Origin of the sequence: Burkholderia sp. LA-2-3-30-S1-D2 (genome assembly GCF_001523915.2) — a bacterium.
Classification (GTDB): Bacteria; Pseudomonadota; Gammaproteobacteria; order Burkholderiales; family Burkholderiaceae; genus Burkholderia; species Burkholderia diffusa.
On sequence record NZ_CP013383.1, the window covers coordinates 2309683 to 2322474 of the forward strand.

The following is a 12792-nucleotide window of genomic DNA, read 5'->3' on the forward strand; positions in this document are numbered from 1 at the left end:
CACCGCCGAATCCGCAACGGTGAACCGGTCACCTTCACCTTTCCGGACGACCATGCCCACACTCGAAGTTTTCCTGCCGGCCGGCCACGACGACGCCTGCAAGGCCGAGCTGATTGCGCGGCTCAGCAGCGCGACCGTCGACGCGACAAGCGCGCCGATCGAATCGGTGCGCGTGTTGCTCACCGAATTGCCCGCGACGCATATCGGCCTCGGCGGGCGCACGGCCGCCGACGGCGCGCCGCCGTCGCTGCCGGTGATCGTCGCGATCCTGATCGCCGGCCGCACCGATGCGCAGAAACGCGCGCTGATCGCCGCGCTGTCCGACGCTGCCGCGAACGTGCTCGATGCGCCGTTGCAGGCAACGCGCGTGATGATCAAGGACATCCCGAACACCGATTTCGGGATCGGCGGACAGACCGCGCGGGCGCTGGGGCGCTGACCGTGTGCCGCGCGTCGCTGCCCTGCCGTGACGCATGTGATGCACGCGATGCAGCGCAGCGGCTACGCGTGCGCTCCGGCGAGCGGCAGCGTCACGCGGCAGTCGAGCCCACCGCCTTCGGCCGGGCTCGCGCCGATGCGCCCGCCGTGGCGCGTGACGATGCTCTTGCACAGCGACAGCCCGATCCCGTTGCCGCCGGCCTTCGACGACGAGAAGCCGTCGAACAGCCGATCGTGCGCACCTTCGGCGATACCGGGTCCGTTGTCGATCGCGCGCAGCTCGGCGTGCCCGTCGACGTTCGCGGTGCCGAGCGTCAGCATGCACGGTGCGCGCTCGCAGCCGGCGAACGCCTCGATCGCGTTGAAGGCGAGGTTGAGCATCACCTGCCCGATCAGCACGCGCTCGCAGCGGATCGGCAGCGGCACATCGGCCTGCACGATCGTCACCGTCACGCCCGCCTCCTTCGCGCGCAGCTCGATGAAATACGCGACGTCAGCGAGGATCTCGCGCAAATCGGCGAGCGCGACGACCGGCTCGCGCTTCACGATGAACTCGCGCACGCTCTTGATGATCAGCGCCGCATGCTCGGCCTGCCGGTCCGCGCTGCGCAGGCCCCAGATCGCGTCGTCGACGGCCCCGCGCGCGTTCAGCCGCTGCACCGCGCCCTCGATGAAGTTGCGCACGGCCGCGAGCGGCTGGCTCAGCTCGTGCGCGATCACGCTCGCCATCTCGCCCATCGCGTTGTAGCGGCTCGCGTATTCGAGCATCCGCGCTTGCGCGCGCCGCGCATCCTCGATCGCCACTTCGTCGCTCACGTCGCGAAACTGCACGAGCAGCCCGTCGAGATCGCCTTCGATCTCGACCTGCCGGCACTGGATGCGCAGCCAGCACGCCGAGCCGTCGCGCCGCACGATCCGGTAACGCTGCGGCTCGGACGGGTATGCGGACGGCGCATCGCGCAGCTGCGCGACGAGCCGGTCGCGGTCGGCCGCGCTGCAATAGTCGAGCACCTCGCCGAGCGCTTCGTCCGGTGCGAGCCCGAGCACGCGGCGGCCCGACTCGCTGATGAACTGCACGCCGCCGTGCGGCGTCACGACCGCGATCCCTTCATCGAGGTCCTGCATGAACTCGCGCAGCCGTGCTTCGTAGCGGCGCAGTTGCTGGCGCACCGCTTCTTCCGCGCTGATGTCGCGGAACTGCACCATCACGACGTCGCGACCGCGCAGCGGCACGTAAGTGGCGGTCGCCTCCGACAGCATGTCGACGCCCGTGCGCGAGCGGTAACACCACTCGTACACCTGCGGCCCGTCGACGAGCGCGCGATCCCACGCACTCACGGCGATCTCGCGCTGGTATTTCGGTTCGGGACGCGTCATGTCCGGCGCCTTCAGCGGCAGCAGTTCCTCGACGGAAAAGCCGAGCGCGATGCACGCGGCGCGATTCGCCCACACGATCGCCTTGGTATGCGCGTCGTGCAGCAGCACGCAGGTGGTCAATGCGTCGAGCAGCCGGTGGAAATCGTCTTCGTCTGGAAAACTCATGATCGGATCCGGATGAAGGCACGCGGCGTCGCGCGGCCGGATGTCCAACATAGCACCGGCGTGCGCGGCCCGCATCTGAAGATTTCTTTAGTCCGGCACGGAGCGACACCAGTCACGCAGCCCTACGCACCAATTGCTGCGTGTTTTCGGCGTTTCTAGACTAGGTCCATGCCGTATCCATCCCCGCAATCGAACCCCATCCCCAGGAGACAGCCATGCCCAACGCCGCCCTCGCCATCGACGCCGCGCCCCCCTCGCCGCATGCGGTCCGCGAAGCGGCCGCACGTATGTCGCCGCTCGACGCGGTGATCGAGACCGTCGCCGCGCGCCGCGACGAGTTCGACCGCCTGTCGCATGTGCCGCGCGACGTGATCGCGCTGTTCAAGGAGGCCGGCATCTATCGCGCGGGCACGCCGCGCCGCTTCGGCGGCGATGCGCTCGCGCCCACCGCGTTCCTCGGCATGATCGAGCGGATCGCGACCGCCGACGGGTCGGCCGCGTGGGTCGCGAGCTTCGGCTCGGCCAACGCCTATCTCGCCGCGCTGCCGCTCGCCACGCAGGCCGAGCTGTACGCGAGCGGCCCCGACCAGGTGTTCGCGGGCGGGCTGTTCCCCGTGCAGCCGGCGCAGGCGGCACCCGGCGGCTGGCGCGTAACGGGCACGTGGAAGTTCGCGAGCGGCTGCAAGGGCGCCGACTGGCTCGGCGTCGGCATCGCGGTGCCCGGCGCGCAGGATGCCGCGCCGAACAGGCCCCGCACGGCCGTGTTCCGTGCCACCGAAGTCGAGATCGTCGAGAACTGGAGCGTGGTCGGCATGCAGGGCACGGGCAGCCACGACCTGCGCGTCGACGACCGCTTCGTGCCCGAAGCGTGGACCTTCGTGCGCGGCGGCGAGGCGACCGTCGACGAGCCGCTGTACCGCTATCCGACCGTCGCGTATGCGGCGCAGGTGCTCGCCGTGGTCAACCTCGGGCTGGCCCGCGCGGCGCTCGACGTCGCGAACCGCATGTCGGGCGGCCGCCAGACGACCACCGGCGCGCCGCGCCTCGCCGATCGCGCGTATTTCCGCATCGAACTCGCGAAGGCCGAGGCACAGCTGCGCTCGGCGCGCGCGTTCTTCTACGACGCGACCGACTCGGTCTGGCAATCGATTCTGGCCGGCAACCCGGTCACGCCCGAGCAGGTCAGCCTGCTGAGACTCGCCGCCACGCATATCGCACGCGAAGGCGCGAGCGTCGTCGAGCGCGCGTACCGCCTCGGCGGCACGGCCGCGATCTATCGCACGCATCCACTGCAGCGCCTCTTGCGCGACGCGATGGTCGTCACGCAGCACGCGTTTCTCGGCGAAGGCAACTTCGACGGCGCGGGCGCGGTGTTCACCGGCGTCACGCCGTTTCCCGGCTATCTGTAATCCGCGTCGATTCGCATCGATTCGCTTGAACGCCGCTCAACGCATTCTTCAGGAGAACCTGTCATGTCCGATTCGAATCCGCTGCCGCTGCGCGTGCTGTTCTGCTGCGGCGTGTCGCAAAACTTCTTTGACCTGCCGCGCGAGAAGATCGGCGAAGTGTGGCAAGCGTATGGCGCGATGCTCGCCGCCGTCGAGGCGATGCCCGGCGTGCGCGTGCTCGGCGTGATGGATGACGACCGCCTCGTGGTCGGCCAGGCCGACGGCGCGCCGTGGACGTTCTACATCATGGCCGACGTCGCCGACTTCGACACGACGGTCGCGGTCTGCAACCTGTACCGCACGACGCCGGTCGGCGAATACAACCTGTGGCGCTATGGCAAGATCGAGGCGCGGGTCGGCCGCGCGCTGACCGTGCCGCCGGCCGCGACACCCGCAGCGTGAGGCGCGCGATGACCGGCCCCGATTCTTCGCGCTCGATCGCGGCGCTCGAAGCGCTTGAACGGCGCGTGGCGGCGCTCGACGCCGAACGCGCGGTGCGCGCGACGATCACGCGCTACATGGCGCTGTGCGACGTGCCCGAGGACGCCGGCCACGGCCCGGCGCTCGCTGCGCTGTTCACGGCCGACGCGGTGTGGGAAGGCATCGGCCCGCAGTACGCGCGCAAGTTCGGCCGCCTAGAAGGCACGGATGCGATCGTCGCGATGCTGCGTCGCTATCTGCCGCCCGATCCGCATTTCGCGGCGAACCTGCATTTCCTGACGTCGGAGTCGATCGACGTCGGCGCCGACCATGCGAGCGCACGGGGCCGCTGGATCATGCTGCAGGCGTCGCGCTACGCGGACGGCACGGCGGAGCTGATCGCCGCGCGGCTGAGCGTCGACTTCGCGCCGGCCGGAGGCGGCGCGACCTGGCTGATCCGCCATTTCCGCACCGAGCGCGTACTCGACGGCCCGTGGCCACTCGCCGCCGCGCCGCAATCCTGAACCCTTTCACTCCGCTCCCACGCCATCGCACCATGACAGGCTTCATCGCTACCTTCACGCTGGGCGGCCCGGGTCCGACGATCGCGATCAAGGACACGATCGACATCGCAGGCCATCCGACCCGCGCGGCCAGCCGCGCACTCGCCGACGCGCCGCCCGCCGCGCAGCACGCGGACGTGGTCCGCCTGCTGCTCGACGCCGGCTGGCAGATCGCCGGCAAGGCGAACATGCACGAGCTCGCGTTCGGCATGACCGGCATCAACGACACCACCGGCACGCCGGTCAATCCGCAGGACCCGACGCGCATTCCCGGCGGCTCGTCGAGCGGATCGGCGTCGCTCGTCGGGCTCGGTGTCGTCGACGCCGCGCTCGGCACCGACACCGGCGGCTCGATTCGCGGGCCGGCCGCCTGCTGCGGCGTGGTCGGGTTGAAGCCGACGTTCGGCCGCGTGTCGCGGCGCGGCGTCGCACCCGCCGACACCACGCTCGATTGCGTCGGACCGTTCGCGCGCGACGTCCACACGCTCGCAGCCGTGATGGCCGCCATTGCACCGGGCTTCGATCCGACGCGCGCGACAGCGCCCGTTGCCGGTTGCACGATCGCGCACGTGATCGCCGATGCCGATCCGGCCATCGCCGCCGCGCTCGATGCGGCGGTGCGCGCATCGGGCCTGCGCACGCACGATGTCGCGCTCGACGAACTGCCTGCCGCGTTCGCCGCGGGGCTCGCCGTCATCAACGCGGAAACGTCGCGCGCATTCGGGCATCTCGTCGACACCGGCAAGCTCGGCGCGGATCTCGATGCGCGGCTGCGCATGGCCGCGCAGACGACACCGGCCGCGCTCGTGCAAGCCGAAGCCGTACGCGCACGCTTCACCGCTCAGGTCGATGCCGCGCTCGAACGCGCGGACGTGCTGGTGCTGCCGACGCTGCCCGCGTTGCCGATCACGCTTCAACAGGCGCGCGAGGGCGTATCGGTCATCGCGATGTCGTCGCTGATCCGGCCGTTCAACCTGAGCGGCCATCCGGCGCTCAGCCTGCCGCTGCCGCTCGCCGGAACACCGCTGAAGGCCGGGTTGCAGATCGTCGGGCGCAAGGGCGCGGACGAACAGGTGTGCGCGATTGCGGCACACTTCGAAACGGCGCTTGCCGCATGAACCACGATGCGGGTGCCGCTTCGGCCACGCGCCCGCGAACCAGGGAATCACGCACCATGTCAGACCGAGTCGTCCTCGTCACCGGCGCCGCGCGCGGGCTCGGCGCCGTCATCGCCGAACGCTTCCTCGCGGCCGGCTATCGCGTCGCGCTGGCCGACATCGCCGCCGACGCCATTGATGCGCACGCGCGCGAAATCGACCCGAGCGGCGAACGCGCGATCGCGCTGCCGCTCGACGTCACGTCGAAACGCGATTTCGAAGCCGCGCGCGATGCGCTCGTCGCGCGCTGGGGTGCAATCGACGTGCTCGTCAACAATGCCGGCGCATCGAAGGTCGTGCCCGCGATGGAGATCACGGCCGAGCAGTTCGACCAGGTGATCGACGTGAACCTGCGCAGCGTGCTGTTCGGCTGCCAGGTGTTCGGCCACTACTTCGCGACACGCAGCGCGGGCCGCATCGTCAACATCGCGTCGCTCGCCGGGCAGAACGGCGGCTCGGCGACGGGCGCGCACTATGCGGCCGCGAAAGGCGGCACGCTGACGCTGACCAAGGTGTTCGCGCGCGACCTCGCCGCGCAGGGCGTGACCGTCAACGCGATCTCGCCGGGCCCGCTCGACCTGCCGATCGTCTACGAAAGCGTCGCGCCGGAAAAGCTGCGGCAGGTGCTCGCGAGCCTGCCGGGCGGCAAGCTCGGATCGGCCGGTTTCGTCGCGGATGCGGCGGTGCTGCTCGCGTCGGGCGACGCGCATTTCGCGAACGGCGCGTGCTGGGACATCAACGGCGGGTTATACATGCGTTGAACGCGGCGCGCGCGACGGCGCGCATTCGTGCATCTAGCGCGGCGTGTCGCCGTCGTCCCCCCACACGACCATCACGTCGCGCACCAGCGCGGCGATCGACGTCGCACCGAGCTTCTCCTTGATGCTCGCGCGATGCACGTCGACGGTCTTCACGCTGATCGACAGATCCGACGCGATCTGCTTGCTGCCCTTGCCGTCGACGACGCCGCGCAGCACCTCCTTCTCGCGTGCGGTCAGCGCGTCGAGCCGCTGGCGCAGCCCGCGGTGCCGCTGGCCGACCGCGTGCCGCTGCTGCGCGAGCCGCAACGCGCGCTGCACGCGCTCGAGCATCTGCTGCGAGTTGTACGGCTTCTCGACGAAATCGATCGCGCCGTTCTGCAGGGCGCGCACGGACATCGGGATATCGCCGTGTCCGCTCACGAAGATCACCGGCAGCGTCGCGCCGCGCGCGTTCAGTTCCGCCTGGACGTCGAAACCGCTTTTCTCCGGCATCCGCACGTCGAGCACCAGGCACGCGACCAGGTTCACGTCGAAGCGCGCGAGAAAATCGGCGGCATTCGCGAAGCCTTCGGACGCGATGCCGACCGACTCGAGCAGCCAGGCGAGCGACGTCCGCATGCCGCTGTCGTCGTCGACGATGTATACGATCGGAGCGGGTGACGTCATCGGGGTGTCTCGCAAGATATCGGTATCGGCATCGCACGCGCCGCGGGTGAGGCAGGCGTCGTTCGTCGGGGTGTGCGGCACATCATAACGAGCAGAAAATGCGCTGAATACCCCTTCACGTGCCGCATCGATGCTCCATCGCACTTTTTTCCGCGCGCCGTGCCGCGCATCTAGGTAGAACCTTTAGATGCGTTGGCGGGAACGCCATCTTCATCGTCACTCGTGCGAATGTTCGCCGGCCTTTTTGCGGCGTACGCTTGCTGCATCGTCGACGATTCGATGCCGCATCGACGGCTCGCACGATCGCCACCTCATTCACCCAGGAGCGCCCATGTCAGCACCGACCGATACCCCGCAACCGGCGCGCGCCGAACCCACCGCCGCGCAACAGGCCTTCCGGCAAGCGATGGCCCACCTCGGCGCGGCCGTCAACGTGATCACCACCGCGGGGCCGCACGGCCGCTGCGGGATCACGGCGAGCGCCGTCTGTTCCGTCACCGACGCGCCGCCGACGCTGCTCGTGTGCCTGAACCGGTCGAGCGCGATGCATGCGACCTTCGAGCGCAATCGTCATGTGTGCATCAACGTGCTGCCGGCCGAGCACGAACTGCTCGCGCGGCATTTCGCAGGACTCACCGAGTTGCCGATGGAGCGCCGCTTCGAGCTGCCGGTGTGGGATCGCGGCGAGCAGGATGTGCCCGTGCTGCGCGATGCGCTCGCGAGCCTGCAAGGCACGATCGCCGACATGAAGGAAGTCGGCTCGCATTCGGTGATGTTCATCGAGGCGACGTCGATTCGCGTGCGCAACGACGGCGACAGCCTCATCTACTTCAGCCGCGCGTTCCATCGCGTATCGCGTACCGCCTGCGTGCGGTAACGGTCGGGGTAACAAAACGGTGCCGCGCTCGCCGATCGCGCAGGGCTACGCCGAGCGCAACGCGCGCTGTCCCGCCGCGAGCGCCGCGCCCGCGAACAGCGTCAGCGCCGAATACACGAGCCCGCGCGCGAGCCCCGCGCTGTCGGATACCCAGCCGATCGCGACGGGCCCGGCGATCTGCCCGAACGCGAAGATCGTCGTGAACGCGCTGATGCCCTTCGCCCAGCCTTCCGGCGACAGATTGTGGCGCACGAACGCGGTCGTCGACGCGACCGCCGACAGGAACGTCGCGCCGAACAGCACGCCCGACGCGAACGCGGCCGCCGGATGCGCGAACAGCGCCGGCATCAGCGTCGCCACGCCGAGCAACGCATTGAGCACGGCCAGCGCCTGGCCGCCGCGCATCCGGTCGAGCAACCCCGACCACAGCCGCGCCGACACGATGGTCGCGACGCCGAGCATCACGTAGAACGCGGACACGACCGTGCCGCTCATCCCCGTGCCGCGCAGCAGCGCGACGATGAACGTCATGTAGCCGATATAGCCGACGCCGAACAGTCCGTAGCCCGCGAGCGCGAGCGCGAAGCGCGCGGGGCTCGCGCTCGCCGCCGGCGCGGCGCCGTCGCGCCGCACGGCCGGTGCCGCGTGCGCATGCTCGATGCGACGCGCCGCCGCCACGGCGATCGCCGAGAACAGCACGCACGCGACCGCGAGCGCGAACCACGCTGGTTGCCATCCGTGCGTGCGATGTACGAGCGTCGCGGGCACCAGCAGCGACGACGCGACGATGCCCCACCCCGTGCCGCCGTAATAGAGCCCGAGCAGCAGCCCCGCATCGCGCGGCGACGCGGACGCGAGCCGCGCCGCCAGCACGCCGCCGCTGATGAAGATCAGCGCGCTGCCGACGCCTGTCGCGAGCCGTTCGACGAGCAGCGCGTTCATGCCGGACGAGAACCCGCATGCGGCCATCAGCACCGCGGTCAGCGCGCAGCCGGCCGCCAGCAGCGTGCCGGTGCGCCAGCGCCGAGACAGGAACGGGAAGACGAGCGCGCCAATCAGGTAGCCGGCCGCGTTCGCGGTGTTCAATGCGCCGGCCTGCGCGAAGCTCCAGCCGAGATCGACCTTCATCGGCGGAAGCAGCAACGCATACGAAAAGCGCGCGAGGCCGAGCGCGATCGCGCTGCCGAGCGACAGGCAGATCGCGAGCCGCCATGCTGCCATCCGGTCGGATTCGGTGGCGCCGGCATGCGGCCGTGCTCGGCCGGCGTGCTCCGGTTGCGGCGCTGTGCGCATCGCATGTCTCCATCGTGGTTTGCATCGTGCCGCCGGGACGGCGGTGCGCGCGCGGCTGCGGCCCGCACGCGAAGTCGTCAGATGGTGCCAGAAAATCGTGGCAGCCGCCGGAGCCGGCTCGTCGACTGCTGGCGGACAGTTCGCATGAACGCCAGCCGCGTGCGCATCGTTCGCGAATGATGAAAACCGAAACGATCGACGCGATTGCACTCGCAATTTAAATAAATCACATGAATGAACTCATCATTGACGGCCTCGATATTCAAAACAATTAATCCACGGCCTTCACGATCCGATTCATTCGCCTTCATTGCGCGATATGCAGCGAACCTGCTTGTTTAGCACACCACAGCTAAAAACGATGCAACGCGTTGCATTCGGTAAATCATCAGACTAATATCGACGCCACTCGCCCGGCATTCAAAAAATTCCGGACGAGCGCGGTAATCCCTTTACCGCGCTTTCATGTTGAATCGCTCATGTTCACCACAGGAGAATTGACATGCAGGAAACCCGGCAGATCGAATTGCTTGACTGGATGCAGGAAGACACGCACCCCGAGGCCGTCGACATGATGGTCGAGGATGCCGTGGTGCCGTTCGGCACCGCGCTCTGGCCGGTCTGAGCGGCCAGCCCGTTCCCGCGGAAGGGCCGCGGCCCTTCCGCCGCTTCCGGAGACACGCATGCTGAACCTGCACCGCGCGCTCGGCTGTCACCCGGCGCTGCGCGACAAGCTCGCACGCGGCGAAACGGGCAAACTCCTGGTCGGTTACGACACCCGCAACCGCGACGTCGCGTTGCGCGCGTTTTCCGCCCTGCCCGACTCGTTCGACGCGACAACCCTCTGCCTCGAAACCACCCCGCCCGCCGACATCGCCGCCGCGCTCGCGCGCGCGGATCTGTTCGTGCTGCTGTACGACTCGTCGTGCCTGCCGACACCCTCGCCGAGCGGCCCGCCGTTCCTGGCCGCGATCCGTCCCGCGATCGTCGAGCACTGGAGCAAGTCGGTACTGTTCAAGGATTACGGCCCACATCTCGACGAAGCGTTCGCGGAATCGCTCGATGACATCGCCGCCCGCAACGGCCGGCTGATCGAAGCGGCCGCGCGCGCATCGCGGATCCGCTTCATCGACGAAGCCGGCAACACGCTGACCGGCTCGCTTTCACCGGACCAGAAATGGACGAGCGTGGACGGGATGGGCAATCTCGACGTCGTGCCCGGCAAGATCGCGACGCACGTCACCGACCTGCACGGCTCGATCGTATTCAGCGGCACGTTCCTCGGCACCGTGCCGTTCGCGATCAAGTACCGCGTGACGGAGCGGCTCGCGACGCTGCACGTCGAAGACAGCCTGATCGTCGATTTCGACAGCGACGACGCGGGCTTCCGCCGCGACTTCGCGTCGTACCTCGACCGGCATGACAATCACCGGCGCATCGAAGAATTCGGCATCGGCACGAATCTGGGCATCCGTGCGCTGTATGGCCGCAACGCCGGGTTCGAGGAACGCCATCCGGGGCTGCATCTCGGCCTCGGCGGCGGCGCGAACGGCAGCCACCACCTCGACCTGATCTTCGCGCGCGGCACGCTCGCGTTCGACGAGCGGATCGTGTTCGACGGCGCGTTCGCCGTCTGACTGTCGAATCAGGCCTCGGCGGCCGCCGTGTCGCCGAGCCACTTGTACATCACCAGGCAATCGACGAAGCCGAGCCGCGCGTGGCGATACGCGCGCGGCAAGCGGCCGACGATCTCGAAGCCGAGCTTCTGCCACAGCGCCACCGCCACCTCGTTGGTCGCGACCACCGAATTGAACTGCATTGCAAGAAAGCCGCGTTCGCGCGCCACCTGCTGCGAGTGCTCGCACATCAGGCGGGCAACGCCCTTGCCGCGCGCGGCCTCGCCAACCATATACCCGCAGTTGCACACGTGATTGCCGGGCCCGGCCGCGTTCACCTTCAGGTAGTACGAGCCGAGCAGCACGCCATCCTCCTCGGCGACCCACGTGCAGAGCGGCGCGTCGAGCCACTGCGCGCGAGCGGCCTCCCGCGTCGCCGCAGGATCGAATGCATAGGTCTCCTGCGCGGTGACGATCGCGTGGTACGTGGGCCAGAAGCGGGGGAAATCGTCTTCGGTCATCGGGCGAAGCGTGATCATGCGGGTTCTCTCGTGAAGGGATCGGGGAATGCGCGCGTGCGAGCCGACGCGCGTGGCGCGACACGGCGTCGGAGCGTCATTGCGGGCCGCCGTCGCGCAACAGGCCGCTGCGATAAGCGCCCGGCGGGACACCATACCAGCGCTTGAACGCCTGCGAGAAACTCGACAGGTCGCTGAAGCCGAGCCGCTCGGCCACCTCCGTCAGCGACAAGTGCGCATCGCCGAGCAGCGTCTCGGCCATCACGCCGCGCGCCTGCGCGAGCAGCACCCGGAACGTCGTGCCCTCTTCCTGCAGACGGCGCTTCAGCGTGCGCGGGCTCGTGCTCATCAGCCGCGCCATGTCCTCGAGCGAGAACGGCACGTTACCGGGCGCCGCCGTCAAATATTGCCGCACCATCTCCGACGTGCCGACCCGCGCGCGCCGCGCGTCGACCAACTGGCTGCACATCTGCTCGCACATCGAAACCGTCAGCGGGTTCGCATGCGGCAGCGGCCGATCGAGAAACGCGCGATCGAATGCAAGGCTGTTCGCGCGCGCGCCGAACGCAGGCTCGACGCCGGCGATGCGCAGCACGGGCGTGGAAGCGGACGCGCTCGTCGCACGAGCAGCCTGCATCGTGAAGCGCGACAACGCGAAATCGCCCCCGCCGATCTCCTGCAGCAGCACGGCCGCGGCCGCCATGTCGCGCTCGACGAGGAACCGGCTCAGGCTGGCATCGAGCTCGGGCGCGCCGAAATTCAGCACCCCCGTCTCCGGCTCCTCGCGGTACGTGATCACCGTGAACGCATACGTGAGGGGCAGGAAGCGCATCGCGAGCGCCAGCGCGTCGCGCGCGGTCGCGCTCGCGATCAGCCCGTAGCCCCACACGCCGTACGCGGAGAAGTGATAGCGCTGTCCGACCTCGAACCCGAGGCCCGGCGCGCGCCCGAGCGCGCGCAGCAGGTTGCCGGTCAACCGCAGTTCCTGCGCGGCCGTCACCTCGACCTTCGGATCGTCGAGCTGCGCGTCCACGAGGCCCGTGCCGGCCAGCAACTTCGTGCGCGGCACGCCGCGTTCGTCGCCGAAATCGACCAGCAGCCGCGCGCTGGCCGGACTCCGGGTGAAGTCCCAGAAGCTCATGCGGAGAAACCCTCGAAGCGCCGACTTGGCCCAAATACTAAAACAATTGTCCCGAAGCAGCATTGGTGTTTTCCCATGCGGCCCGCACCATCGGCGTCATCAGTCGTCGCGTGAACGACGCCAACGCCCCCCGGAGGAGACACCATGCGACCGAGTCGCCCATCCGACCTCGCCGCCCGCTTCGAACTCCCGCGCAACGCATTCGACCGCTGGCATCGCGGACCACGCTCGCGCGCGCGGCACGAGTCCCGCAACGACACCGGGCGCCGCAGCCGCAGCGCGCCGTCCGACAGGCGCTTCGACCCGCCGCTGCACGCGCAGGCGTGCAGCGCGTGAACCATCGACCATCGGG

General features: G+C 69.0%; 16 protein-coding genes. 10 read left to right on the plus strand and 6 right to left on the minus strand.

Annotated features, from left to right (window positions below):
- The first annotated feature begins 52 nt into the window (after positions 1–52).
- Entirely contained in the window at positions 53–439 is a 387-nt protein-coding gene (locus tag WS66_RS10585; protein ID WP_059601269.1) for a tautomerase family protein, read from the plus strand.
- A 62-nt stretch (positions 440–501) separates the two neighbouring features.
- Here WS66_RS10585 and WS66_RS10590 read toward each other — a convergent pair whose 3' ends face one another.
- On the minus strand, positions 502–2055 hold the full coding sequence (locus tag WS66_RS10590; protein ID WP_059601266.1) for an ATP-binding protein: 1554 nt from the start codon (positions 2053–2055) through the stop codon (positions 502–504).
- A 140-nt stretch (positions 2056–2195) separates the two neighbouring features.
- On the opposite strand from WS66_RS10590, the gene WS66_RS10595 reads away from it, so the two are divergent.
- The 5 genes from WS66_RS10595 (at position 2196) to WS66_RS10615 (ending at position 6329) form a co-directional block, all read left to right on the plus strand.
- Positions 2196–3389 (plus strand): acyl-CoA dehydrogenase family protein, encoded by a 1194-nt coding sequence (locus tag WS66_RS10595; RefSeq protein ID WP_059601265.1) that lies wholly within the window; start codon positions 2196–2198, stop codon positions 3387–3389.
- Positions 3390–3452: 63 nt separating this feature from the next.
- Positions 3453–3830, plus strand: coding sequence for a hypothetical protein (locus WS66_RS10600; protein WP_059601262.1), 378 nt, complete (start codon positions 3453–3455; stop codon positions 3828–3830).
- Between the two features lie 8 nt (positions 3831–3838).
- A complete protein-coding gene (locus WS66_RS10605; protein ID WP_059601260.1) occupies positions 3839–4372 on the plus strand; it encodes a nuclear transport factor 2 family protein in 534 nt (177 codons plus the stop codon).
- Between the two features lie 32 nt (positions 4373–4404).
- Positions 4405–5529 carry an amidase gene (locus WS66_RS10610; RefSeq protein WP_059601258.1) on the plus strand — a complete coding sequence of 375 codons (1125 nt, stop codon included), beginning with the start codon at positions 4405–4407 and terminating at the stop codon, positions 5527–5529.
- Positions 5530–5585: 56 nt separating this feature from the next.
- Entirely contained in the window at positions 5586–6329 is a 744-nt protein-coding gene (locus WS66_RS10615; RefSeq protein ID WP_059601256.1) for an SDR family NAD(P)-dependent oxidoreductase, read from the plus strand.
- 33 nt (positions 6330–6362) lie between these two features.
- On the opposite strand, the gene WS66_RS10620 is transcribed toward WS66_RS10615, so the two are convergent.
- The gene (locus tag WS66_RS10620; protein WP_059601815.1) at positions 6363–6995 is read right to left on the minus strand and encodes a response regulator transcription factor; all 633 of its coding nucleotides are present in this window, start codon (positions 6993–6995) and stop codon (positions 6363–6365) included.
- 331 nt (positions 6996–7326) lie between these two features.
- Here WS66_RS10620 and hpaC point away from each other — a divergent pair, with 331 nt between their 5' ends.
- On the plus strand, positions 7327–7872 hold the full coding sequence (hpaC, locus tag WS66_RS10625; protein WP_059601253.1) for a 4-hydroxyphenylacetate 3-monooxygenase, reductase component: 546 nt from the start codon (positions 7327–7329) through the stop codon (positions 7870–7872).
- 45 nt (positions 7873–7917) lie between these two features.
- Here hpaC and WS66_RS10630 read toward each other — a convergent pair whose 3' ends face one another.
- Both WS66_RS10630 and WS66_RS33620 read right to left on the minus strand, forming a co-directional pair.
- Complete coding sequence (locus WS66_RS10630) at positions 7918–9165, minus strand: YbfB/YjiJ family MFS transporter (RefSeq protein ID WP_059601250.1); 1248 nt, start codon at positions 9163–9165, stop codon at positions 7918–7920.
- Positions 9166–9242: 77 nt separating this feature from the next.
- Positions 9243–9476, minus strand: a complete 234-nt coding sequence (locus WS66_RS33620; RefSeq protein ID WP_151049956.1) for a hypothetical protein — start codon at positions 9474–9476, stop codon at positions 9243–9245.
- A gap of 191 nt (positions 9477–9667) precedes the next feature.
- Between WS66_RS33620 and WS66_RS34665 the strand changes: the two genes are divergently transcribed.
- Both WS66_RS34665 and WS66_RS10635 read left to right on the plus strand, forming a co-directional pair.
- A complete protein-coding gene (locus tag WS66_RS34665; RefSeq protein ID WP_006752127.1) occupies positions 9668–9790 on the plus strand; it encodes a hypothetical protein in 123 nt (40 codons plus the stop codon).
- Between the two features lie 58 nt (positions 9791–9848).
- Entirely contained in the window at positions 9849–10802 is a 954-nt protein-coding gene (locus tag WS66_RS10635) for a hypothetical protein (protein ID WP_059601248.1), read from the plus strand.
- Positions 10803–10810: 8 nt separating this feature from the next.
- Here the strand turns inward: WS66_RS10635 and WS66_RS10640 are convergent, their stop codons facing one another.
- Together WS66_RS10640 and WS66_RS10645 are read right to left on the minus strand one after the other, a co-directional pair.
- On the minus strand, positions 10811–11320 hold the full coding sequence (locus WS66_RS10640) for a GNAT family N-acetyltransferase (RefSeq protein WP_059601246.1): 510 nt from the start codon (positions 11318–11320) through the stop codon (positions 10811–10813).
- 76 nt (positions 11321–11396) lie between these two features.
- On the minus strand, positions 11397–12440 hold the full coding sequence (locus tag WS66_RS10645; protein WP_059601243.1) for an AraC family transcriptional regulator: 1044 nt from the start codon (positions 12438–12440) through the stop codon (positions 11397–11399).
- Between the two features lie 144 nt (positions 12441–12584).
- Between WS66_RS10645 and WS66_RS10650 the strand changes: the two genes are divergently transcribed.
- Positions 12585–12776 carry a hypothetical protein gene (locus WS66_RS10650; RefSeq protein ID WP_059601241.1) on the plus strand — a complete coding sequence of 64 codons (192 nt, stop codon included), beginning with the start codon at positions 12585–12587 and terminating at the stop codon, positions 12774–12776.
- Positions 12777–12792: the final 16 nt, after the last annotated feature.